This is a genomic window from Saccharopolyspora sp. (assembly GCF_017434145.1).
Lineage (GTDB): Bacteria > Actinomycetota > Actinomycetes > Mycobacteriales > Pseudonocardiaceae > Saccharopolyspora_C > Saccharopolyspora_C galaxeae.
In genome coordinates this window covers 1-22,277 of record NZ_JAFRFW010000023.1, presented here as the reverse complement: position 1 = coordinate 22,277, position 22,277 = coordinate 1, and the positions used below count along the sequence as shown (strand labels likewise).

Here is a 22,277-nt window from a genome sequence, read left to right as displayed (position 1 = left end):
GGGGCGGGCGTCCGCGACGGCCTCCGCCGCAGGACGAGTCCCCCGCGCCGCAACGGTTGCGCGCGTCGAAAGCGGCCCGGCTGGCCTTGACGCAGCTGGGGGAGCTGATCGGCAAGGAACCCGAAGGCGCGACCTCGGTGCAGCGCGGCGAGCACGGCTGGCTCGTCGGCGTCGAGGTCGTCGAGATCCGGCGGGTGCCCGCCACCGCGGACATCCTCGCGGTCTACGAGGCGGAACTGGACGAGAACGGCGAGCTGGTCGGGTATCGGCGCACCGCCCGGTATCCGCGGGGCCAAGGGTGAGCGGCTCCACCGCGGGCGGCAGGTGCCGCGGCGCGGACGAAGTGCGGTGAGCGGAGGCTGCGATGACCGACAGCGGCGGCGCTCGTGCCCCGGCCTGGCACTCCGGCGGCGGCAGGCCCGCGCAGCAGGACGGCGCGAACCTCGCCGACATCCTGGAGCGGGTGCTGGACAAGGGCATCGTGATCGCCGGGGACGTGCAGGTGAACCTGCTGGACATCGAACTGCTCACGATCAAGCTGCGGCTGGTGGTGGCCTCGGTGGAACGGGCCAGGGAGATGGGCATCAACTGGTGGGAGTCGGATCCGGCGCTCTCGGCGGAGCACCGCGAGCTCGCGGCTGAAAACCGCGAACTGCGCGACGAGGTGCGCAAGCTGCGAGACGGGGAGGACGCCGCGCTCGAGGAGCACGACCGTGACTGAACCGATGACCTACCTCTACGCGATCAGCCGCGAGCCGCCCGCGCCGGAAGGCATCAGCGGCATCGGCGGCGAGCCCGTGCGCGTCGTGCCGGGCGAGGGCATCACGGCGCTGGTGAGCACGGTCGACGCGGCCGACTTCGGCGAGCGGGGACTGCGGGAGCACCTGGAGGACGTGCGGTGGCTGGAGGAGACCGCGCGCGCCCACAACCGCGTGGTCGACGCCGCCCGGACACCGATCGCGCCGCTGGGCCTGGCGACGGTCTACCTGTCCGATGACCGCGTCCGGGAAGTGCTGCGCGAGCGCGGTGCGCATTTCCGCGCGGTGCTGGATCGCGTCGCCGGCCGCACCGAGTGGGGCGTTAAGGCGTACGCGGATCCGCCCGCCGAGGAAACACCGCCGCAGGAACCGGAATCCGAACGGCCGGGCGCGGCGTACCTGCAGCGGGCCCGGCGGCGTCGCGAGTTCTCCGAACGCTCGTGGGCCGACGCGGTGCACCGTGCCGAGCGGTTGCACGCGGACTTGGCCGCCTTCGCGCGTGCCAGCAGGGTGTTGCCGCCGCAGGACCGCGACCTGGCCGGTTACACCGGGCGGATGCTGCTCAACGGCGCTTACCTGGTCGACGACGAGCGCGGCGACGAGTTCGCCGGAGCGGTGACCGGCTCGGCCGACCGGGTGGGGCTGCGGGCCGAGTTGACCGGGCCGTGGCCGCCGTACTCGTTCGCCACCCTCGAGGACGAGGAGAACGCCGGAGGCCCGCGGTGACCGGGCCGGAACCGCAGCTCGGGACGCTCGCCGAGGCGGGCGGCTCGCCGGTGCGGGCCACGCGGGAGATCGCGCTGGTGGACCTGCTGGACCGGTTGCTGGCCGGTGGGGTCGTGCTCACCGGGGACATCACGCTGTCGCTGGCGGGCGTCGACCTGGTGCGGGTGTCGTTGCAGGCGTTGATCACCTCGGTCCGGGAGAGCGAGGGCATGACCGGCCTGGCGCCGCGTGTGGAGTCCGGTGATGGCTGAGCAGGAACCGCACGCCAGGGAGTTGCCGCGCCGGATCGAGTCGGATTCCGAGTCGGTGCAACGCGACCTGTTCAAACTCGTGCTCACCATCATCGAGTTGCTGCGGCAGCTGATGGAGCGCCAGGCGCTGCGCCGGGTGGACACCGGTGAGCTCGGCGACGAGCAGGTGGAGGACCTGGGGGTGGCGCTGCTGCGGCTGGAAGAGGCGGTGACCGAGCTGCGTGAGCGGTTCGACATCAGCCCCGAGGAGCTCAACCTCGACCTCGGTCCGCTCGGCCTGCTGCTGCCGCGTGACTGAAGCGGCCTGCGACCGTGCGAATGTTCCGGCACCGGACCTTCGTCCGTCCACTTCGGACGTAGGGCTCACTCCGCCCCGGAGGAACGAGCGAGCCGCTCGAAGTGCTCGTTGAACACTCGGCGGGCGCGGCGCCGCAACCGGCGGCGCGCGGCCGGGTCCGAACCCGCCAGCAGTCCGGTGCCGACCACGAGAGCGCCCAGCACCCGGACCTCGTGCGGCAGGTCCAGGCCGGCTGGCAGGTCGCCGTCCTCGACCGCTTCGGCCAAGTGCTGCTTGAGCAGTGCCCGCCAGACCTCGTAGCCGTCGCTGAACCCGCCGTCGCGCTCCTCCGGTGCGTGCGACCAGAACGCCAGCCACACCTGCCAGCAGGTGAGCTGCTGCTCGTCCACCGGCAGCAGTCCGTGCACCGCGCGGCGCACCGCGTCCAGTCCGCGCCGATTGCCGACGGAGTCGACGACCCGTTGCGCCACGACCTCGCCGTTGTGCCGGAGCACCGCGGTCATCAGCTCTGCCTTGTCGTCGAAGTAGTGCGTGACCGAACCGGTGGTCACCCCTGCCTCGGCGGCCACCGCGCGCATCGTGGTGGCCGCCGCGCCGCGGGCGGCGACCAGGCGCCGGGTGGTCTCCACGAGGTGCTGGCGCGATCGGGGATCGCGGATCCGCTTGGCCACTGGCGCACCTCTCGTCCTCGCCTCGCGCGGGTGTCGGTCGCGCAACCCCGGTATGCGGTCGCGCTTCGCGAACCCACTGCACAACAGGGTGCGGGACCCGGGGAAACACGCGTAACAACTGTTGCGTAACTCATGCTACGCAACACTCGTTCTAGCCGGTGCAACGCCGCCCGCCGAAGGGAGCCACCGATGGCTCTGGAGATCCCGCCGTCGCGGGGCGCGTTCGCGGACGCGGCGACCCAGGCGGGGCTGCTGGTGGAGTTCGCCGTCACAACCCTGTTCGCAGGGCTGCGAGCGCTGGTCCGCGGTCGCCTGTCCTGGCGGGAATGCCTGGCTCAGGGGTGGTTCCTGGCTTCGGTGAGCACGCTGCCCGCGGTGCTGATGACCATCCCGCTGGGCGTGCTGGTGGCGGTCAACATCGGGGCGCTGGCCGGGCAGCTCGGCGCCGAGGGCTATGCGGGCGCGGTCGTGGCCTTCGTCGTGGTGGGGCAGGCTTCGCCGCTGGTGTGCGCGCTGATGATCTCCGGTGTCGGCGGCTCGGCGATCTGCGCCGACCTCGGGGCGCGCAAGCTGCGCGAGGAGACCGACGCCATGGAGGTCATGGGTATATCCACTGTGGAGCGTCTGGTGGTGCCCCGGGTGCTGGCGGCGGTCGTGGTGACCGTGCTGCTCGACGGCGTGGTGATGGCGATCGGGATCAGCGCGACGTTGTTCGTGCACGTGCTGATGGGTGGTTCGGCGGGCGGGTTCCTGGCGACGCTGACCGCCTACTCCGATCCGGGCGCGTTCCTGGTGGCCGAGGTCAAGGCCGCGGCGTTCGGCGTGCTGGCCGCGCTGGTGTCCGCGTTCAAGGGCTTGACGGCGAAGGGCGGTCCGAGCGGTCTCGGCGATGCGGTCAACGAAGCCGTGGTGATGGCGTTCGTGATGGTGTTCGTGGCCAACGTGGTGCTCACCGAACTGCATCCGCTGCTGCTGCCGCCGAAGGGCGATTACTGATGGCCGCTCCGCAACCGCGCAGCGCCCAACCGGTCCGCAAGTTCGTGGACGTGCTGGCCGGGTTCGGGATGCAGGCCACGTTCTACCTCCGGGCGATCGTCGCGCTGCCGCGCGCGCTGCTGCACTACCGCAAGCACGTGGCCAGGCTGGTCGCGGAGATCAGCTTCGGCGCGGCCTCGCTGTTCGCCGGTGGCGGCACCATCGGCGTGATCTTCGCGATGTCCTTCGTCGCCAGCACGCAGGTCGGCCTGGAGGGCTACCGCGGGCTCGACCTGATCGGGCTGACCCCCATGTCCGGGCTGATGTCGGCCATGGTCAACACGCGCGAGCTGGCGCCGCTGGTGGCCAGCATCGCGCTGGCGGCCAAGGTGGGCACCGGGTTCACCGCGCAGCTCGGCGCGATGCGCATCGCCGACGAGGTGGACGCGTTGGAGTCGATGGCGGTGCGGTCGTTGCCGTTCCTGGTCAGCACCCGGATGGCCGCGGCGTTCATCTCGGTGGTGCCGCTGTACCTGGTGGGCCTGTTCGCGTCCTACATCGCCACGCGGGTGGCGGTGGTGCACCTGCAGGGCCAGTCGGGCGGCACCTACGACTTCTACTTCCAATTGCTGCTGAGCCCGTCCGATGTGGGCTTGTCGCTGCTGAAAGCCGTCGTGTTCGCCATGGTCGTGACGCTGGTGCACTGCTTCTACGGCTACTACGCCACCGGCGGGCCGGAAGGCGTTGGGCGCGCGGCGGGGCGGGCGTTGCGCACCAGCATCGTGGCGATCACGTTCACCGACATGCTGCTGACCTTGCTTTTCTGGGGGCTGAGCCCGAGCCTGCCCGCGCTGGGGGTGCAGTGATGGCGGACCTCATGCGCGGCGGGGTGAGCAGGCGGGCGCTGGCGGTGCGCGGAGCACTGGCCGTGGTCGTGGTGCTCGGGGCGGTGGTGCTGTCCGCATCCGGCGGTGCCGAGCTGTTCAACGGCGCCCCCACGGTGACCTCGACCGTGCCCGCCGAGGCCGGTCCGGTGCGGGCGAACTCCGCGGTGCGCTACCGCGGGGTGGTGGTCGGCGAACTGTCCGAAGTGGAGGCCGGGACTCGCGGTTCGCGCCTCACGCTCCGCATGGAACCGGCAGAACTGGATTCAGTGCCCGCAGGCGTGCGGTTGCGGATCCTGCCGAAAACGCTGTTCGGCGATCAATACGTCGATCTGGCGGGAGATTCGTCGACCGGACAGGGCAGTTTGCGACCGGGGTCGGTAGTGGCGGCCGACGACACCCGCGGCACGGTGCAGATATACCGGGCCTACACCAGGATGTACGGGCTGTTGACCGCGCTGCGGCCCGCGGAGTTGCAGACCGCGTTGACCACCATGGCCGACGTGTTGCGAGGCCGCGGTGCGGAGATCGGCCGGACGATCGACACGCTGCACGACCTCTCCGGACGCTACGATCCGCAGCGCACGATCGGGAACATGTCCGAAATCGCCGGGCTGAGCAAGCAGCTCGCCGACGCGTCGCCGGACCTGCTGGCCACTTTGGACGATGCCGTGACGTTGTCGCGCACGGTCGTGGAGGAGCGCCAGGACTTGGCGAACCTGCTCAGCGCCGGGACCGCGCTCACCGCGGAGTCGCAGCGCTTCCTCGACGACAACGCCGCCAAGGCCATCGAGGTCGTGCACACCATGGAGCCCTCCTCCGAGGTACTGGGCGCGAACGCGGACCAGCTCACCGCGACGCTGCACAACCTGCGGGATTTCACGGGCAACGCCAGCCGTACCTTCAAAGACGACCGCTTCCACATCCGCGCGCCGGTCACGCTCGAAGACCCGCAGCCGTACGGCCCGCAGGACTGCCCGCGCTATCCCGGCCTGGACGGGCCGAACTGCGCGCAGCCCACGCCACCGGCTCCGCGGTTCGGCGGCACCGTCGGCCCGATCGGCACTGAGCAGGAGAAGCGGGCGCTGGCCGATCTGGTACCGCCGCCTGCGACGGCTGGACCGTCCACACCGGACATCGACACCGATGTGGCGGGCCTGCTGTTCGGGCCGGTCGTGCGCGGAACCCGGGTGGTGGTGCCGTGAACATCGCCGGTCCCGCAGTGAAGTTCACCGTGTTCGTCGTCGTTTCCGTGCTGGCTGCGGTGCTCGTGGTGAACACGCTCAACCATCCGCTCGAAGGCGGCACGCGCACCTCCCGGGCGGTGTTCACCGACGCCCAGGGCGTGCAGGAGGGCAACGAGATCCGCATCGCCGGGGTGCGCGCCGGGAAGGTCACCGACGTGCGGCTGCGCGATGCCCGGGCGCTGGTGACCTTCGACGTGCTCGACGACCAGCCGTTGCCCGCCACGTCGAGCGCCGTGATCCGCTACGACGACCTGCTCGGCGGCCGGTACATCGCGCTCGATCCGGGTGCGGGTGGCGGCGAACTGCGGGAGGGCAGCACGATTCCGAGCTCGCGCACCCGGCCCGCGCTGGAGCTGACCTCGTTGCTCAACGGCTTCAAGCCGCTGTTCGATTCCATCGACCCCGGGCAGGCGAACCAGCTGGCGCACGAGCTGGTGGCGGTGTTCCAGGGCGAGTCGGGCACCTTGACGTCCCTGCTGCAGCGGGTGATCTCGGTGACTTCCGGGCTGGTCGAGCGCGACCAGGTCATCGGGCAGTTGCTGGGCAATCTCAACACGGTGCTCGCCACGACCAGCGAACATCGCGCGGACCTTGAGCAACTCATCGTCCGGTTAGGACAGTTGAGTTCCGCGGTGGCCCAAGACCGGGGACAGATCGCCGAGGCCCTGGACGCCGGCGGCGCGCTGGCGAACTCGGTGGACGGATCGTTGCAGCAGATCACTCCGAACCTGACCCGCGATGTGGACGCGCTGCGGCAGATGACGAGCGGGTGGGTGGCGAACGAGCAGCGCTTCGACGCCGCCGTGCAGGGACTTCCCGAACTGGTCACGAAGCTGAACCGGACAATGGATTACGGCACCTGGGTCAACATCTACGTCTGCAACCTGCGGTTGAGCGTCGGTGGTGCGCGCGTCGACCTCGGTGCGGCGCCGCTGCCGCATTCGGAGGTGTGCCGATGAGCCGCCGCAACCGCTTCCGGAACAACCCATTGGCGGTGGGCACGGCCGGAATCGTCGTCCTGCTGCTGTTGCTCGGGACGGTGGTGGCGGTCCCGCAGCTGTCGTTCCGGCTGCGAACCCGCGAGTACACCGCGGAATTCGCGAACGCGGCCGGGCTCACCACCGATGCGCAGGTGCATGTCGCGGGTGTCCCGGCGGGACGGATCAGTGCGATGGAGCTCGCCGGCGACCGGGTGCGGGTGCGGTTCCGGCTGGACCGGTCGCAGCGTCTCGGCGAGGCGACCTCGGCCTCGGTCCGGCTCGCCACGGTGATGGGCACCCGCTACTTGGCGATCGAGCCGACGGGGATGGGCGAATTGCCCGCCGGGGCGGTGATTCCGCGTGATAGGACGCGAGTTCCGTACAGTTTGGACGAGCTCGGCTCGGACGCTACCGGCACCACCGAAGAACTCGACCTCGGTGCGCTGCGCGGAATGATGCGCACGTTGCAGCAGACGACTCCGGAGGATCCGGAACTGCTCGGCCGGGCGCTCACCGGCATCAGCGGCGCTGCCGAGCTGGTGGGCCGGCACGATCAGCAGCTCGACCAGCTGCTGCACGGCGCCCGGTCGACCACATCGGCGCTGGTGTCCCAACAGGACACGCTCGTGCAGCTGCTCGGTGACGCGGACGTGATCACGCGGACGCTCAGCGAACGACGCGACACGATCCGACAGCTGATCACCGACGTGGAGTCGCTGACCTCCCAGCTGGATGGTTTTCTGGCGGACAACTCCGCGAAGCTCGGCCCGCTGCTGACCGACCTGCACGCGATCACCGCGGCGCTGCGCCGCGATGAGCGGGCGATCGGGGAGACCATCGCGAAGCTCGCCCCCGCCGGGAAGTCGCTGGCGAACGCGACCGGCAACGGATCTTGGGGCGACGTCTCCGGGCCCGCGGGACCGTTGCCGGACAACCTGTTGTGCGTGGCCGGACTTGTCGAGGGGTGCCGATGAGCCGGAAATCGCGAATCGTGGCCGTGGCGTGCGTGGTGGCACTGCTGATCGCCGGTGGCTGGTACACGCTGCTGCGACCGCAGCGGGTGCACACCGTATCGGCGGATTTCGCCACTGTGGACGGAATCTACCCGGGCAACAAGGTCCAGGTGCTCGGTGTTCCGGTCGGAGTGGTGAGATCGCTGCAGCCGCGCGGGCCGGTCGTCCGGGTGACCATGCAGGTGGAGCCGGAAGTCAGCATCCCGGCGGGCGCGCAGGCGTACATCCTGAGTCCGGCGTTGATCAGCGACCGGTTCGTGGAACTCGGTCCCGGCTACACCGGCGGGCCGAAGCTGCCCGAAGCCGCGGTGATCCCGGCCCAGCGAACGCACTCGCCGATCCGCTGGGACCAATTGATGTCCTCACTGGACACCGTGGTCGGCGCGTTCGGCCCGGACGGGCTCAACAAGGGTGGCGACCTCGGTTCGACGCTGCACCAGGCGGCCACCGCGGTGGACGGCAAAGGCCCGCAGGTGCGCGAAGCGATCGATCGGCTCGCCCGCGCGACCGACGTGGTCGCCGGGAACCGGGAAGAGCTGGCCGGGCTGATCGGCGATTTGGACGTGCTGGTGCGCACCCTGACCGAGCATCGCGGCACAGTGGACTCGTTGTCCGCGAACGTGCAGCAGGCCGGCCAGGACTACGGCGCGCAACGGCTCGACCTCAACCGCACCATCGGACGGCTTTCCAGGGCGTTGACCGAAGTGGACGAGCTGGTCCGGGAGCACGGCGATGAGATCACCGGCAGCGTGCACGACCTGGCGGGCACCACCGGTCAGGTCGCCGCGCAGCGGGAGGCGCTCGGCGAGGTGATGACGATGCTGCCGCTGGTGTTCGGCAACTTCAGCCGCGCGGTCACCGAGGACGAACGGCTCCGGATCCGGCTGAACATCTCCAGCAACCTTTCGCAGTTCCCCGCCACGGCACGGCTCTGCGACCGGATTCCGGTGCCGCTGTGCTCGGGACCGGGCATCGTGAACCCGATTCCGTTCCCGCCCGACCTGGATCCGCTGCGCGCGCTGGCCGGCAAGCAGGGAGGTGGCGGATGAGCAAGGCGGTCAAGGCCTCCGCCGTGCTGATCGCGGTGCTGCTGACGAGCTCGTGCGGGCTGAGCCTGCACAATCTGCCAATCGGTCGTGCAGCCGAGGGAGATTCCTACCGCGTGACGGCCGTGTTCGACGACGTGTCGAACCTTCCGATCGGGGGAGCGGTCCGGGTCGGCCAAGCCACGGTGGGCAAAGTCAACCAGTTGTCCACAAGGGACTTCAAGGCGTTCGTGGTGCTGGATCTGGACAAGAACGTCCCGCTACCCCGCGACACCGCGGCGCGCCTGGAGCTGACTTCCGCGCTCGGTGAGCAATTCGTCGCGCTGGAACCGGGACCGGATCCGCACCCGCTCGGCGAAGGCGACCGGTTGACCGAGACCTCGCGCGGCCCGGACTTGGAGAACACCTTGGCCGCGCTGGGCACCGTGCTCGGCGGCAGCGGTCTCGACCAGGCCCGCACCGTGGTCACCGAGCTCAACACCGCCATCGGCGGCCGGGAGCGGAAGGTACGCGACCTGCTGCACCGGCTCGACGAGCTGCTGACCGAAGTGGACTCGCACCGCGCCGAGTTCGACACCACGATCGACTCGTTGCACCGGGTCTCCGCCGAGACCGCGGCCAACACCCCGCTGCTGGAGTCCGCGCTGCGCGACCTCGACCCGGCCGTGCAGACCTTGCTGAGCCAGCGCGGTCAATTCGAGCAGCTGCTGAGCAAGGTCACCGAACTCGGGCGCAGCAGCGACGGCGTGGTCCGCGAAGCCGGCCCCGCGTTCACCAGGCAACTCGACCAGTTGCGTCCGGTGCTGGATTCGCTGGCCGGGTTCAACGGCGACGTCGCAGGCACGCTGGACCAGTTGCGGCTGTTCCAGCAGCGCCTCGGCGGAGCGATCCCCGGCGACTACCTGAACCTGGACGGCACCCTCGACGTGGCAGGAACGTTGGTTCCGTTGCTGACGGGGCGGAATCCGCCGTTGCCGCCCGGATCGCCCGCCGCACCGGCACCGCCCGGTGATGCCACCGGACTGTTGAGCGGAGGTACCCGATGAACCGCGCGGTGCTGGTCCAGCTGTCGATGTTCGTGGTGATCGCCTTGGTGTGCGCGGGTTTCGTGTTCAACACCGTCCTCGGGCCGCAGGCCGTGCGCGCGCCGATCCGGGTGGCCGTGCACCTGCCCGATGCGGCAGGGCTCGCACCGACCTCGCAGGTGACCTATCGGGGTGTGCGCACCGGAACGGTCGGGGACGTTCGGATCGACCGGGCAGGGGCGGGCGTGACGCTGGATCTGCTGCTGGATCCCGGTAGTCGCGTTCCGGCCGATTCCACCGCGCGGATCAGCATGGACACCCCGATGGCGGTGCAGCACCTCGACCTGCAACCGGAAACCGACGGCCCACCGTACCTTTCGGACGGTGGCGAGATCCGCGCGGAACGCACCAGTGCACCGATGCCGTTGGAGACGCTGCTGGTGCACACCATGCGGCTCGCCGACAGCATCGATCCGCACGACGTGCAAGTCCTCTCCGAGGCTGCCTCCACCGGGCTGAACGGCACTGCTCCGCAGCTGCAGCGCGTCCTGGACGGAACTCGCGATCTCACGCAGCTGGCCGCGCGGCAGGAACCGAAGATCACGAACCTGATCGAGCACGGGCCGCAAGCGCTCGGTCCCGCTGAGGACCTGCCCGAACTCGCCGCGTCCATGCGCGACCTCGCCGATCAAGCGGGCGCGCAGGAGCCGCGGATCCGGCAGCTGCTCGAGACCGCGCCCGGCACCGCCACCGAGGTGACGAAGTTGCTGGCGCAGAACCAGCAGGCAGGTTCTGCGCTGCTCGGCAACCTGCTCGGCACTTCGCAAGTCCTCGGTGCACACGTCCCGGCGCTGAAGGAGACGATGACCGCGCTGCCGCGGGGACTCGGCGACTTGGGCAGCATCGTGCACGGCGATGTCGCGGACTTCTACCTCGTGGCCGCACAAGGCCCGGTTTGCTACTACGGCACCGAACGCCGGATGCCGACCGAGACCGGGCCGCGCGAGCCGCAGCTCGGCTGGAACTGCCCGTCCGGGCCGGGACTGCAACAACGCGGCGCCGACAGCGCACCGCGTCCGGGTTCGGCGACGGGCGGGACCACCTCGGCGGTATCGCCTTCCGCACCCGCACCGGAGCCCGCCCCGGCAGGCGCGGGTCAACGGCAAGTTCTGGGGCCACGACCGTGGTCTTCGATGTTCACCCAAGGAGTTCGATGATGCTCAGCGACCGAGCGGACCTCGATGGCAAGCGCCGCGCGGCGGACGATTCCGGGCCGGACGAGGCGGCTTCGGGTCAACGGCCATCGGTGCCGGAGACGCGTGCGGACGCTGCCGAAGGCAGGGCCGTGCACGTCGCGGCGGCGGATGATGTGACCACTGTGGATGAGTCCGATCCCGGATCGGAGGTCGCAACGGCGCCCGCCGCAAGCTCCGCAGCGGAAGAACGGTCGAGCAGCGCGGAAAGCGTAGCGGGGTCCAGTATGGACTCGCGAGCCACCGAAGGCCGTTTCCGCCGGTTGTTCTCGGCACTGCGCAGACCGCCGGTCTTGGCGACGACGCTGGTCGTCCTGCTGCTGGCCGCCGGGCTCGCCTACACCGGAACGCAACTGTGGCAGCGCGACGCGCAGGACTCGGCGCGGGAGAGCGCGATCGCTTCCGCGCGGCAGTACGCGCTGGCGCTGACCAGCTACGATCACCGCGACCTGGAGGGGAATTTCCGCACCGTCACGGACAATTCGTCGCCGGCCTTCGCGCGCCAGTACAAGCAGGTCAGCGACGGGCTCACCCAGCTCATCCAGCAGTACCAGGCGACATCTCGCGGCAACGTGCTCAACCAGGGCGTGGTCGAGGCGGACGAGGACCGCGCAGTGCTCGTGCTGTTCGTCGACCAGAGCATCACCAACACCAACAACCCGCAGCCGCGGGTGGACCGCACCCGGATGCAGATGACGCTGAGCCGTCCCGCGGACCGCTGGCTGATCGAGGACGTCCGGTTGGTGTGAGGAGTCCATTCGGGACGATAGCGGTGCCCCGCGACGAGACCCTCAGCGGTCCGCTAGCCGCGGTGTCGGCTCCGCATCACAGCAAACCCGACTGCGATGCCTTGGTGATGAGCTGGATCCTGTTGCGCGCGCCCAGTTTGCGCATCGCGTTGCGCAGGTAACCGGCGGTGGTGTGCCGGGTCAGGCCGAGTTGCGCGGCGATCTCCGGGGTGGTCAGCCCGGCCGCGGCCTGGCGCACCACGTCGTACTCGCGGCGGGTCAGGCCGGTGTCGTAGAGCCGGGCCTTCAGATGCGATGAGGCCCGCTCGCCCACCCGCGGATCGAAGATCCCGACACCGTGCACCGCTTTGCGCACGGCCGTGACGAGATCGGTACCACCGGCGTCCTTGAGCAGGCAGCCGTCGACGCCCGCGTCGAGCGTCGCCTGCAGCGCCGCGTGCTCGCGGTAGGCGGTGAACAGCAGAATCCGGGTGGCGGCGGCGACTTTCCGGAACCGGCCGACGACTTCGCTGGCCAGCGCGTCCGGCAGCCGCAAGTCCAGCAGCACGATGTCGGGCTGCTCGCGTTCGGCGAGCGCGAGCCCGCCCGCGGCGTCCGGCGCGCTGCCGACCACCCGGATCGCCGGGTCGTCACGCAGCAGCAGGCGGACTCCGTCGAGCACGACGGGGTGATCGTCGACGACCGCGACCCGGACGGTGTTCGCGGTCACGGCGTCGGCATCCATACCCGCACCGTCAACCCGCCATCCTCGTTGACCACAGTGGACAACGTACCGCCGAGCGCACCGACCCGGTCGGCGGCCGAACGCAAGCCGATGCCGCCGGAATCCCGCACGCCCGCACCGTCGCCGTCATCCGCCACCGACACGGCCATGCCGCCGTCCAGCGCCACCGAACTGATCAGCACCGAGGACGCGCTGGAGTGCTTTTCCACGTTCAGCAGTGCTTCGCGCGCGACCGCGAGCAGCACGCTGCCCCGTTGCGGGTCACATTCGGCTACCGGTCCGATCTCGACGGATTGCGCCGAGATTCCGGTTCGCTTGCCGAACTCCGCGCAGTCGCGGGTGAGTGCCGCGGCCAGCCTTCCCGCCGGCGGCTCGTCGTGGTCCAGGGCGTGCACGGATTCGCGGAACGTGGAAGCCGTTTCGGCCAGCTGGTCCTGCAGCGAATCCAGGCGGGCGAGCAGATCCGCCGCCTCACCGCCGACCGAATTGCGCAGATCCCGCAATTCCGCGCCCATCCGGAACAGCTGGGCACCTACCGAGTCGTGCAGCTCGGATGCTATTCTCCGGCGCTCCGCGGAAACCGCGCTCTGCCGCTGCCGCTCGGCCGCCGACGCCGTCTGCAGCGCCAGCGCGCCGGTGCCCGCGATCTCCAAGGCGGTGTCCAGCTGCCGGTCGCTGAACCCGACGGGCTCGCGCATCGCCGCGTACAGCACGCCCTGCGTGCGGCCGTCGAGCATCATCGGCACCGCCATCATGCTGCGGACGTCGTCGGCCGAGATGGGGACGTCGAAGTCGTGCGTGATCAGATCGGAGCGCCGGTAATCGTCGACCCAGACCGGTTCGAGCCGCTCGTAGACCCGGCCGCCGAGCCCGAGGCCGATCGGCACGTGCAGGTCGTGCAGGGTCGAGCCGGGCGTTGCGTCGCCCTGCCACAGCCCGTCCCACTGCCGCAGCACGAGCAGTTCCTCGGACTCCGCGAGCCCGGCGAGTCCGATGTGCACACCGCACGCCTCGCGCACCCGCTTCGCCAGCCCGCGTAGCGCCGCCGCCCGGTCCAGCAGGTCGACCACCTGCGCGTGCGAACCGAGCAGCTCGCCGAACCGCAGCGCCCGCTCCGCAGGCGGATCCGGACGGTTCGCCCGCGTCGCCTTCGTTCCCCACCGCATCCGGAGCCGAAGCCTAGGCGGTGCGTCCGCGGTATCCAACCCCTCAACTGAGGGGGCCAGGTCACACGGCGTCCTTGACCGTTCGCAGGGTGCTGTCAGAGGGTGTGACACACTCAACGCCGAGTCCGAAAGGGATCGAATGGGAACCTGGCCGTCGCGGGCCGGAAAAACCGGGCAAACTCCCGGATCGGCGCAAGCGGTGGCGAATTCCCGTCCACTTCGGACTTCTGGCAGCGTGTAGTCGATTCAGCTTCATCCACATCGGTAATGCGGGGCCGCCCGTCTGGCCGGCGGAATCGGCGCACTCCGCATCCACGAACCGCAAAAGGAAGTACGGCAATGGCAACCGGGACCGAAGCGCAGGAAACCGATCCGCGCCCGGACAGCTCGCAAGACGCCGCCTCGTCGATCGCCGACCCCGGCCCCCTCGGGCTGGCCGCTTTCGCGCTGACCACGTTCGTGCTCAGCGTGTTCAACGCGGGTCTGCTCAGCGAGGACCTCGAACCGGTGGTGCTGCCGCTGGCCCTGTTCTACGGCGGGCTGGCGCAGCTGCTGGCCGGGATGTGGGAGTTCCGCAAGGCCAACACGTTCGGCGCGGTCGCGTTCACCTCCTACGGCGCGTTCTGGCTCTCGTTCGCGGCCTACGTCAAGTTCGTCTCCGAGGGCCTCGGGCCGGACGGGGACAAGGCCACCGCGCTGTTCCTGCTCGCGTGGGGCATCTTCACCGCGTACATGACCGTCGCCGCGCTGCGGGTGAACGTCTCGGTGCTGGCGGTGTTCGTCGCGCTGACGCTGACGTTCCTGGTGCTGGCCTACGGCGACTTCACCGGTGCGAAGACCGTGGTGCACGCCGGCGGCTACCTCGGGCTGATCACCGCGGTGCTGGCCTGGTACGGCTCGTTCGCGGCCGTGGCCAATGCCACCTGGAAGCGCACCCTGCTCCCGGTCGGCCCGCTCGCGCCCCAGTGAGCGCGCGCAGCTAGACCGAGCGGACGCTGAAGCACCGCCGCACGCTGAGCCGATTCTTCCGGCGCCCAGCGTGCGGCGGTGCTTTTTGCGCGCGCCAGTGGCTTTTCGGTGCACGGTGACCGAACGTCCGATCGCTCGCACCGTATGGGGTAGTGCCGTTGCGCTGAGTTGATGAGATCGAGCCCGATGCCGCGGCTCGTGTTTGAACCGCGACGCACTTCGGTCCATGATCCGGCGAGGCCGTCCGCACGCTCCGGGAGCTGCCGGGGACGTGGTGCGCAGGTGCACGGACGCACCGGCCGGAGGAGGAGCTGTGCGCAACGACGAACTGGCTTACGCGTCGGCGACCGACCTCGCCGCGGCGGTCCGCGATCGCGACCTCTCGCCCGTCGAGATCGTCGAGTTCTTCCTGCGCCGCATCGAGGACCGGGACGGCAGCCTCAACAGTTTCGTATACCTCGCCGATGAAGCCGTGGAACAGGCACGACGCGCTGAACGGGCGGTGCTGGACGGAGACCGGCTGGGCCCGCTGCACGGTGTCCCGACCGCGTTGAAGGACCTGCTGGATTTCCACCCCGGCTGGCCGTCGACCTTCGGCGGCGTCCGCGCCCTGCGTGACAAGGTGCTCGATCGTTACTGCATCTATGCCGAGCGGATGCGGGCGGCCGGGGCGATCCTGCTCGGCAAGACCAATTCACCGGTCATGGGGTTCCGCGGGACGTGCGACAACCCGTTGTTCGGTCCCACTCGGAATCCCTTCGACACCACCCGCAATTCCGGTGGCTCTTCAGGAGGATCGGCCGCCGCGGTGGCCGACGGGCTGCTGCCGTTGGCCGAAGGTGCCGACGGCGGTGGATCGATCCGGATTCCGGCTGCCTGGTGCGGAGTCGTCGGCTACAAACCATCGTTCGGCCGGGTCCCGTGCGTGACGCGGCCGAACGCGTTCGGCGGTGCGCACCCATTCCTGTTCGAGGGGCCGATCGCGCGCACCGTCGCCGATGTCGCCCTCGCCGCCACGGTGCTCACCGGATACGACTCGCGTGACCCGTTCGCCCTCGACCAGCAGGTGGATTATCTGCAGGCGACGGAGACCTCGCTGTCGGGGATGCGCGTGGCGTATGCGCCCGACTTCGGCATGTACCCCGTGGAACCGGCAGTGGCAGGAGTGGCCGCGGCGGCCGCCGCGCTGTTCGGGCAAGCAGGGGCCACTGTGGACGAAGTGGCGCCGCGAATGCCGTGCGATCAGCGGGATCTCGCCGAACTTTGGTGCCGGATGATGTCCGGGCAGGAGGTCGTGGAGACCTTCGCGAACCTCGGGGTCGACGTGTTCGGCGAGCACGCGGAGGATTTCCCCGCGGAATTCCGCGGCTACCTCGACGCCTCGCGCGGGCGCAGCGCGCTCGACGCGGTCCACGACGAGCAGCAGCGCACCGAGGTCTACGACGCGATTCAGGCCGTGTTCGCCGACCACGACCTGCTCGTCACGCCCACCGTGGCTTGCCCGCCGGTGCCGAACGCCGCTGACGGGAACACCCTCGGCCCGCAGCGGGTCGATGGCGTGCAGGTGAATCCGCTCATCGGCTGGTGCTTGACCTACCCGCTGAACTTCTCCGGGCATCCGGCGATCTCGGTACCGGCGGGCATGTCGGAGTCGCTGCCGGTCGGGCTGCAGATCATCGGACCGCGCTACGGCGACCGCAGCGTGCTGGCGGCGGCGGCCGCGCTGGAGCGGATCCAGCCGTGGCAGCCCGCCTACGCCCAGTGCCGACAGCGTCCGCTGAGCGTTTGATGGGCGTCGGGCACCCCGGCGACCACTCGCGGGCCGGCTCTCGAGACTCCTGCCGTCCGGAGTAATCATTAGCATCAATTTCATCGAAGTCGTTGACTCCGGCGGTGCGGCGCGTGCAAAGTCTTCGTGACGCCGACCGCGGCCGTGCCGACAGCCGGCAGTGCGCGCGAATTGCTCCCGTCGAGCGGAAAAGCGGTTTCGCGGGTGCCGGTAGTGGCGCTGCGGCCCGCAGCGTTTCGCCGCGTTGCCCCGAGATCCCGGGAGTGCTTCTCGCGATGCCCGTTCTGACGACCAGCGACGACATCCGCCTGCACTACGTCGACGAGGGGCCTCGGGATGCCCCGGTGTTGTTGATCGTCCCCGGCTGGAGCGGTTCGGCGCGCTGGTTCGAGCAGCAGATCAGCGGGCTTTCCGGGCGCTTCAGGGTGGTCTGCTTCGACCCGCGCGGGCAGGGGGAGTCGGAGCGCACCGACGCCGGGCAGCGGATGGAACGGGTCGCGAAGGACCTGCACGACCTGATCACCGCGCTGGACCTGCGCGAGATCACGTTGCTCGGATGGTCGCTCGGCGTTTCGACCGTGCTGTCCTATGTGGACGTGTTCGGCTGCGGCGTGCTGCGCAGGATCGCGCTCGTCTGCGGTGGTCCGCGGCTGATCAACTCGGGGGAGTGGGAGCTCGGCTTCGTCGATGTGCCGCAAGCTCTCGATTGGGTTGCGCTGCAACGCAAAAGCATGGGAGAAGCAGCGGATTTCGTGCTGCCGCAGTTCTTCCGCGACGAGCGTCCTGCCGAGCAGCTCGCGCGGCTGCGCTCCGAGATCACGAGCATGAACCCGGCCGGTTCCGCCGCGATGTGCTGGAACGTGCTCAACCAGGACTACACCGACGTGCTGGCCAAGGTGCAGGTGCCGACGCTGGTGCTCACCGGTGCCCACGACCGGGTCATCCCAGCGGGCAACGGCCCGTACCTCGCCGAGACGATCGGCGATGCGCGGCTGACGGTCTTCGACGACAGCGCGCACTGCCCGTTCATCGAGGAACCCGACCGGTTCAACGAAGAACTGGCGTCGTTCATGGCCTGACGTTCCGCGCCGCCGAGACCGGGTGGCGCGGCACTGTGCATGAGGTTGTCCTCATCGAAGGTTCACGCAACGCTCAGCAACGTGGCAGATCGTCTACGCCATGGACGCCCAGCGGGAAGCGGAGACGGTTCGCATCGGACCGGTGCGTTCCCGCCGGGTGCGGATCGGTGCCGCTGTTGTCGGGGCTATCGCCGTTTTCGGCGTGGTGGCCGCATTTCTGCACAACGTGCCGGATCCGGCCGGGCCGGGAGAGCTCGGCCGGGACGGGGCGCTCACGATCCTGGTGTTCATCGCAGCCGTAGCCGGCTGGATGAGCCGCCGTTCGGACGACACGTTCGTCGCGCTTGCCGCGGCCGTGGTGCTCGTCGTCTGCGGCGTCATGCCGTCCGAGGACGTTTTCGAGTCGTTGGGGCAGGACCAAATCTGGCTGCTGGTGGCGGCGTTCGTGCTGGCCGCCGGGATCGAGCGGACCGGGCTGCCCGCCCGCTCGGCGGTCGCGCTCGCGACGCGCGCCCGCCGGCCGCGAGGCTTGTTCCACCTGATCACGCTCGCGCTCGTGGGCACCGCGCTGCTGGTGCCCAGCACCAGCGGCCGGGCCGCGCTCGTGCTGCCGCTCTACCTCGCGCTGGCCGCGACGTTCGCGTCCAGGCAGCGGATGGTGCGGGCGCTCGCAGTCCTTTTCCCGGCGGTAGTGCTGCTGTCGGCCATCGCGAGCCTGCTCGGCGCCGGTGCTCACTTGATCACCAGCGAAATCCTGGACAGCACCATCGACGCGGAGATCGGCTTCGCGCGCTGGTTGCTGTGGGGATTACCGTTCGCGGCGGTCAGTTCGCACCTGGCCGCCGAGATCGTGTTGCTGCTGTTCACCCGGCACTGCGATCGCAGCGAGCCGTTGCGGATCGACGCGGGGACGTTGCGCCGACAGCTCGATGTTCCAGAACGGTTGCAGCGCAACGAAGTCCGCGCGGCGGTGTTGCTCGGCTGCGTGGTGCTGCTGTGGAGCACTGAGCCGGTGCACGGTCTGTCGCCCGCACTGGTCGCGCTGGTCGGGGCGTTGGTGATCACCTCACCCCGCGTCGGCACGGTGGGCATCAACGCCGCACTCGCGGGGATTCCCTGGTCGCTGCTGCTGTTCATGGCCGCCACGAGCGGGCTCGGTACGGCATTGACCGAATCGGGCGCGGCGGCGTGGGTGGTGGGCGAGTTGCTCGGCAGGAGCCGTCCGGAGCACGTGCTGCTCGGCATCGTCGTGCTCAGCGTCGCCGCGCACTTGCTGGTGCAATCCCGCTCGGCACGGTCCTCGGTGCTGATTCCCGTGGTCGTGCCCGCGGCAGCGGCCGCGGGGCTGAACCCGGTGGCGCTGGCGTTCGCGTCCACGGCCGCGGCTGGTTTCTGCCACACCCTGACTTCCTCGGCGAAACCGGTCGCGATGTTCGCCGGGATCGAGCAGGCGCCCACCTTCGCGCCGCGCGACCTGCTGAAGCTCTCGGCGCTGCTCGGGCCGGCGCTGGGCGCGCTGGTCCTGCTGTTCGCCCGGTACGTCTGGCCGGTGCTCGGCCTGCCCCTAACCTGATCAGTCCACTATGGAGGTCATCGTGCTCCGAATCCTCGTCGCCCCGGCCGGGTTCAAGGAATGCCTCGATGCCGAAGCCGTCGCCGCGGGAATCGGCACCGGCATCCGCCGGGTGGTTCCCGGTGCCGTCGTCGACACCGTCGGGCTGATCGACGGCGGTGAAGGATCGACGCGGCAGCTGGCCGCGTCGACCGGTGGCGAGCTGGTCCCGGCTCGGGTGACCGGCCCGGTAGGTGAGCCGGTGGACGCCTGCTTCGCACTGCTCGGCGGAGCCGGTCCGCGCACCGCGTTCGTGGAGGTGGCCGCCGCTGCCGGACTTTCGCTGGTGCCGCACGCACAACGCGATCCGGCGCGGACGTCCAGCCGCGGTGTCGGCGAGCTGATCGCCGCGGCCTTGGACACCGGCCCCGCCAAGATCGTCATCGGCTGCGGGGACTCCGGAGTCGGCGACGGTGCGGCCGGCGCGTTGCAAGCGCTCGGGGTTCGAGTGCTCGACGGTGCGGGACGGGAGATCGGGCCGGGCGGCGGACGGTTGGCCGACGCGGTGCGAATCGACGCCGGTGCCCTGGATCCGCGACTGTCCGCAGTGGAGCTCGTGGTGGCGGTGACCCCGAAGAACGTGTTGTGCGGGCCGAACGGCGTCGCCCGCGTCTACGGCCCGCAGAAGGGCGCAGCACCCGCCCGGATCGAGCGGCTTGCCGCGGCCATGGAGCACTGGGCGGAGCTGTTGCGCGAACACGGCGGCGCGCAGCTGGGCGACCGGCCCGGCGGGGGTGCCTCGGGCGGGCTCGGCGCCGGGCTGGCCGGCGTGCTCGGCGCCCGGCTCGTGTCCCGGTTCGACGTGTTCCTCGACGACGCGGATCTGGACGCGCGGTTGCAGGCCGCCGACCTGGTGATCACCGCGGCGGGCGCGATCGACGCGTCCACCGCGCTCGGCAAGATGCCTGCCGAGGTCGCGCGCCGCGCCAAGCGCCGGGGCAAACCAGTGATCGCGGTGTGCGGCACCAACGGGCCCGGCGCCGAGCGCAGCTACGACACCGGAATCGACGCTTTCACCGGCATCCTGACCGGACCGGTGTTGCTCCGGGAGGCGATCGCCGAAGCTCCCGAGCTCATCGCCGGCGCCACCGCCCGCGCCTTGCGGATGCTTCTCGTCGGCAGCGCCCTGCACGTTTCGCAGCACGTGTCCTGCGAAGCGCGCTGAATCCGCAGCGGCAGATGCTCCGCGAGCCCGTCGCGTGCTGCACGATTCGGGCGAGGCGGGCGTGCCCGCGCGGGCGGCGGGCTACCTTGCTGATGTGGACCTGTTCTCGCGCTCTTGGGCAGCGCTGCGCACCGCGGTCGCCGAGTTGCCGGACGAGGATTTCGCACGACCGTCCGGCTGTACCGGCTGGCTCGTCCGGGACCTGGTGTGCCACCTGATCATCGACGCGCAGGACGTCCTGATCACCCTGGTCACACCCGCCGACACGGAACCGACCCGCGACGCGCTGAGCTATTGGCACGTCGCCGCGACGCCACCGGCCGGCGACGATCCGCTGGACGCGCTCACCGTTAGGCTGGCCGCCGCGTACGAGCAGCCGTGGCTGCTGCGCTTCCACCTCGACGACGTCGGTTCCGCCGCCGGTCGCGCCGCTGGACTCGCCGACCCGGCGGCCCGGGTGAGCACGCGCGACGAGGTGCTCACCGCGGGCGACTACCTCACCGCCTACGTCCTCGAATGGACGTTGCACCACCTGGACCTCGTCGCGCACCTCCCGGCCGCGGACGGACCGCCCGCCGAAGGCCTGGCCCGTTCCCGCCGGATGCTGGAGGAGATCGCCGGGGCGGCGTTTCCCGCGTCGTTCTCGGACGCCGATGCGCTGCTCGTGGGGACCGGGCGGCGCGCCCCGACGGCTGCGGAGGATGCGGAGCTGGCGGAGCTGGCCGGGAAACTCCCGCTCGTGCTCGGGTGAACCGGCCTCAGCCGGGGGCGTCCTTGGACCCCGCCAGCCGCGAATGCCGCACGCTGTAGCTGAAGTAGAAGATCAACGCGAGCGTGATCCACACCAGGAACAGCAGGTAGGTCACCGCGGGAAGGCTGTAGATCAGGTACAGGCAGGCTGCGATGCTCAGCGCGGGCGTGACCGGATAACCGGGAACGCGGAAGCCGCGGGTCAGGTCGGGCCTGCTGCGCCGCAGCACGATCACCCCTGCGGAGACCACGGTGAAGGCGACCAGCGTCCCCATGCTGGTCAGATCCGCGAGGGTGCTCAGCGGGACCACGGCGGCCAGCACTCCGACGCACCCGGAAACGATCAGCGTGTTGCGGGTGGGCGTGCCGGTGCGCGGGTGCACCTTGTGGAACGCCTCGGGCAGCAGACCGTCGCGGCCCATCGAGAACAGCACGCGGGTCTGCCCGTACAGCGTGGTGAGGGTGACGCCGAAGATCGACACCACGCCGCCCAGCGCCAGCACGATCGCGGGCCAGCCCGCCCCCGTGACGTCGCCGAGGATCACGACGAGTCCGGCGTCCTGGCCCTCGAACCGCTGCCACGCCTGGGCGCCGACCCCGGCCACGGCCACCAGCACGTAGATCACCGTGACGATCACGACCGTCCAGAAGATCGCCAGCGGCAGCGTCCGGCGCGGATTGCGAACCTCTTCGCCGCCGGTGGAGACGGTATCCATGCCGATGTAGGAGAAGAACACCGTGGATGCCGCCGTGCCGATGCCCGCGACGCCGAACGGTGCGAACGGAGCCGCGTTCTGCGTGGAGAACGCGGTGAGCGCGATCGCGCTGAACAGCAGCAGCACCGCCAGCTTGATGCCCACGGTGACGGCGTTGATCGTCGCGGACTCGCGAGTGCCGCGCATCAGCAGCACGCCGCACATCGCGACGAGTACGGCCGCGGGCACGTTGATGATCCCGCCCTCACCGGGCGGCGCGCTCAACGCGGCCGGTATCTGCCACCCGGCGGTATCGGCGAGGAACGCGTTGAGGTATTCGCCCCAGCCCACCGCGACGGCCGACGCGGCCACTCCGTATTCCAACAACAGGCAGGCGCCGACCGCGTAGGCGACGATCTCGCCGAGGGTCGCGTAGGCGTAGGTGTAGGAAG

General features: G+C 70.2%; 24 protein-coding genes. 20 read left to right on the top strand and 4 right to left on the bottom strand.

The features are described from left to right. From IJH84_RS00615 to IJH84_RS00595, 5 genes are all read left to right on the top strand, one after another. The coding region (locus IJH84_RS00615; protein WP_367268927.1) for a gas vesicle protein at positions 1–302 on the top strand (302 nt) is incomplete at its 5' end. A 62-nt stretch (positions 303–364) separates the two neighbouring features. Then, positions 365–721 (top strand): gas vesicle protein, encoded by a 357-nt coding sequence (gene gvpJ / locus IJH84_RS00610; protein ID WP_200070517.1) that lies wholly within the window; start codon positions 365–367, stop codon positions 719–721. Continuing rightward, complete coding sequence (locus tag IJH84_RS00605) at positions 714–1,484, top strand: GvpL/GvpF family gas vesicle protein (protein ID WP_200070516.1); 771 nt, start codon at positions 714–716, stop codon at positions 1,482–1,484. The genes gvpJ and IJH84_RS00605 overlap by 8 nt, the downstream gene beginning before the upstream one ends. Positions 1,485–1,534: 50 nt before the next feature. Then, entirely contained in the window at positions 1,535–1,735 is a 201-nt protein-coding gene (locus IJH84_RS00600) for a gas vesicle protein (RefSeq protein WP_295138926.1), read from the top strand. Next, positions 1,728–2,033, top strand: coding sequence for a gas vesicle protein K (locus IJH84_RS00595; protein ID WP_295138918.1), 306 nt, complete (start codon positions 1,728–1,730; stop codon positions 2,031–2,033). The genes IJH84_RS00600 and IJH84_RS00595 overlap by 8 nt, the downstream gene beginning before the upstream one ends. A 65-nt stretch (positions 2,034–2,098) precedes the next feature. On the opposite strand, the gene IJH84_RS00590 is transcribed toward IJH84_RS00595, so the two are convergent. Continuing rightward, on the bottom strand, positions 2,099–2,704 hold the full coding sequence (locus IJH84_RS00590) for a TetR/AcrR family transcriptional regulator (protein WP_295138916.1): 606 nt from the start codon (positions 2,702–2,704) through the stop codon (positions 2,099–2,101). 189 nt (positions 2,705–2,893) lie between these two features. Between IJH84_RS00590 and IJH84_RS00585 the strand changes: the two genes are divergently transcribed. From IJH84_RS00585 to IJH84_RS00545, 9 genes are read left to right on the top strand one after another with little or no spacing between them, the layout of a single operon-like run. Next, positions 2,894–3,700, top strand: a complete 807-nt coding sequence (locus IJH84_RS00585; RefSeq protein ID WP_200070512.1) for an ABC transporter permease — start codon at positions 2,894–2,896, stop codon at positions 3,698–3,700. Further along, positions 3,700–4,545 (top strand): ABC transporter permease, encoded by an 846-nt coding sequence (locus IJH84_RS00580; protein WP_200070511.1) that lies wholly within the window; start codon positions 3,700–3,702, stop codon positions 4,543–4,545. The genes IJH84_RS00585 and IJH84_RS00580 overlap by 1 nt, the downstream gene beginning before the upstream one ends. Beyond that, positions 4,545–5,768, top strand: coding sequence for an MCE family protein (locus tag IJH84_RS00575; RefSeq protein WP_295138909.1), 1,224 nt, complete (start codon positions 4,545–4,547; stop codon positions 5,766–5,768). The genes IJH84_RS00580 and IJH84_RS00575 overlap by 1 nt, the downstream gene beginning before the upstream one ends. Further along, positions 5,765–6,769 (top strand): MCE family protein, encoded by a 1,005-nt coding sequence (locus IJH84_RS00570; protein WP_295138906.1) that lies wholly within the window; start codon positions 5,765–5,767, stop codon positions 6,767–6,769. The genes IJH84_RS00575 and IJH84_RS00570 overlap by 4 nt, the downstream gene beginning before the upstream one ends. Continuing rightward, entirely contained in the window at positions 6,766–7,764 is a 999-nt protein-coding gene (locus IJH84_RS00565; protein ID WP_295138903.1) for an MCE family protein, read from the top strand. The genes IJH84_RS00570 and IJH84_RS00565 overlap by 4 nt, the downstream gene beginning before the upstream one ends. Next, entirely contained in the window at positions 7,761–8,852 is a 1,092-nt protein-coding gene (locus IJH84_RS00560; RefSeq protein ID WP_200070507.1) for an MCE family protein, read from the top strand. Before IJH84_RS00565 ends, IJH84_RS00560 begins: the two co-directional genes overlap by 4 nt. Beyond that, positions 8,849–9,895 (top strand): MCE family protein, encoded by a 1,047-nt coding sequence (locus IJH84_RS00555; RefSeq protein ID WP_295138900.1) that lies wholly within the window; start codon positions 8,849–8,851, stop codon positions 9,893–9,895. The genes IJH84_RS00560 and IJH84_RS00555 overlap by 4 nt, the downstream gene beginning before the upstream one ends. After that, positions 9,892–11,091: an MlaD family protein gene (locus IJH84_RS00550; RefSeq protein WP_295138896.1), complete on the top strand. Its 1,200-nt coding sequence runs from the start codon at positions 9,892–9,894 to the stop codon at positions 11,089–11,091. The genes IJH84_RS00555 and IJH84_RS00550 overlap by 4 nt, the downstream gene beginning before the upstream one ends. Beyond that, positions 11,091–11,876 carry a VirB8/TrbF family protein gene (locus IJH84_RS00545; protein ID WP_295138894.1) on the top strand — a complete coding sequence of 262 codons (786 nt, stop codon included), beginning with the start codon at positions 11,091–11,093 and terminating at the stop codon, positions 11,874–11,876. Before IJH84_RS00550 ends, IJH84_RS00545 begins: the two co-directional genes overlap by 1 nt. Positions 11,877–11,952: 76 nt before the next feature. On the opposite strand, the gene IJH84_RS00540 is transcribed toward IJH84_RS00545, so the two are convergent. Both IJH84_RS00540 and IJH84_RS00535 read right to left on the bottom strand, forming a co-directional pair. Continuing rightward, a complete protein-coding gene (locus tag IJH84_RS00540) occupies positions 11,953–12,600 on the bottom strand; it encodes a response regulator transcription factor (RefSeq protein ID WP_200070503.1) in 648 nt (215 codons plus the stop codon). Then, a complete protein-coding gene (locus IJH84_RS00535; protein WP_295138889.1) occupies positions 12,582–13,766 on the bottom strand; it encodes a GAF domain-containing protein in 1,185 nt (394 codons plus the stop codon). The genes IJH84_RS00540 and IJH84_RS00535 overlap by 19 nt, the downstream gene beginning before the upstream one ends. Before the next feature lie 339 nt (positions 13,767–14,105). Between IJH84_RS00535 and IJH84_RS00530 the strand changes: the two genes are divergently transcribed. The 6 genes from IJH84_RS00530 to IJH84_RS00505 all read left to right on the top strand — a co-directional run bounded on the left by IJH84_RS00530 (position 14,106) and on the right by IJH84_RS00505 (position 21,131). After that, positions 14,106–14,735 carry an acetate uptake transporter gene (locus tag IJH84_RS00530; RefSeq protein WP_200070501.1) on the top strand — a complete coding sequence of 210 codons (630 nt, stop codon included), beginning with the start codon at positions 14,106–14,108 and terminating at the stop codon, positions 14,733–14,735. A gap of 313 nt (positions 14,736–15,048) precedes the next feature. Beyond that, positions 15,049–16,524, top strand: coding sequence for an amidase (locus tag IJH84_RS00525; RefSeq protein WP_295138884.1), 1,476 nt, complete (start codon positions 15,049–15,051; stop codon positions 16,522–16,524). Positions 16,525–16,799: 275 nt separating this feature from the next. Further along, positions 16,800–17,603 carry an alpha/beta hydrolase gene (locus tag IJH84_RS00520; protein WP_295138881.1) on the top strand — a complete coding sequence of 268 codons (804 nt, stop codon included), beginning with the start codon at positions 16,800–16,802 and terminating at the stop codon, positions 17,601–17,603. Positions 17,604–17,703: 100 nt separating this feature from the next. After that, a complete protein-coding gene (locus tag IJH84_RS00515; protein WP_295138877.1) occupies positions 17,704–19,176 on the top strand; it encodes an SLC13 family permease in 1,473 nt (490 codons plus the stop codon). Positions 19,177–19,198: 22 nt separating this feature from the next. Next, on the top strand, positions 19,199–20,380 hold the full coding sequence (locus IJH84_RS00510) for a glycerate kinase (RefSeq protein ID WP_295138874.1): 1,182 nt from the start codon (positions 19,199–19,201) through the stop codon (positions 20,378–20,380). A 94-nt stretch (positions 20,381–20,474) separates the two neighbouring features. After that, positions 20,475–21,131: a maleylpyruvate isomerase N-terminal domain-containing protein gene (locus IJH84_RS00505; RefSeq protein WP_200070780.1), complete on the top strand. Its 657-nt coding sequence runs from the start codon at positions 20,475–20,477 to the stop codon at positions 21,129–21,131. A 7-nt stretch (positions 21,132–21,138) separates the two neighbouring features. On the opposite strand, the gene IJH84_RS00500 is transcribed toward IJH84_RS00505, so the two are convergent. Beyond that, positions 21,139–22,277: amino acid permease (locus tag IJH84_RS00500; RefSeq protein ID WP_295138871.1), on the bottom strand; the 1,139-nt coding region annotated here is incomplete at its 5' end.

Bases quoted from the DNA above. Each gene is read 5' to 3' on its own strand.
- IJH84_RS00515 (WP_295138877.1), top strand. From the start codon at position 17,704: ATGGACGCCCAGCGGGAAGCGGAGACGGTTCGCATCGGACCGGTGCGT.
- IJH84_RS00585 (WP_200070512.1), top strand. From the start codon at position 2,894: ATGGCTCTGGAGATCCCGCCGTCGCGGGGCGCGTTCGCGGACGCGGCG.
- IJH84_RS00595 (WP_295138918.1), top strand. From the start codon at position 1,728: ATGGCTGAGCAGGAACCGCACGCCAGGGAGTTGCCGCGCCGGATCGAG.
- IJH84_RS00580 (WP_200070511.1), top strand. From the start codon at position 3,700: ATGGCCGCTCCGCAACCGCGCAGCGCCCAACCGGTCCGCAAGTTCGTG.
- IJH84_RS00545 (WP_295138894.1), top strand. From the start codon at position 11,091: ATGCTCAGCGACCGAGCGGACCTCGATGGCAAGCGCCGCGCGGCGGAC.
- gvpJ (WP_200070517.1), top strand. From the start codon at position 365: ATGACCGACAGCGGCGGCGCTCGTGCCCCGGCCTGGCACTCCGGCGGC.
- IJH84_RS00535 (WP_295138889.1), bottom strand. From the start codon at position 13,766: ATGCGGTGGGGAACGAAGGCGACGCGGGCGAACCGTCCGGATCCGCCT.
- IJH84_RS00520 (WP_295138881.1), top strand. From the start codon at position 16,800: ATGCCCGTTCTGACGACCAGCGACGACATCCGCCTGCACTACGTCGAC.
- IJH84_RS00555 (WP_295138900.1), top strand. From the start codon at position 8,849: ATGAGCAAGGCGGTCAAGGCCTCCGCCGTGCTGATCGCGGTGCTGCTG.
- IJH84_RS00575 (WP_295138909.1), top strand. From the start codon at position 4,545: ATGGCGGACCTCATGCGCGGCGGGGTGAGCAGGCGGGCGCTGGCGGTG.
- IJH84_RS00530 (WP_200070501.1), top strand. From the start codon at position 14,106: ATGGCAACCGGGACCGAAGCGCAGGAAACCGATCCGCGCCCGGACAGC.
- IJH84_RS00560 (WP_200070507.1), top strand. From the start codon at position 7,761: ATGAGCCGGAAATCGCGAATCGTGGCCGTGGCGTGCGTGGTGGCACTG.
- IJH84_RS00540 (WP_200070503.1), bottom strand. From the start codon at position 12,600: ATGGATGCCGACGCCGTGACCGCGAACACCGTCCGGGTCGCGGTCGTC.
- IJH84_RS00550 (WP_295138896.1), top strand. From the start codon at position 9,892: ATGAACCGCGCGGTGCTGGTCCAGCTGTCGATGTTCGTGGTGATCGCC.
- IJH84_RS00565 (WP_295138903.1), top strand. From the start codon at position 6,766: ATGAGCCGCCGCAACCGCTTCCGGAACAACCCATTGGCGGTGGGCACG.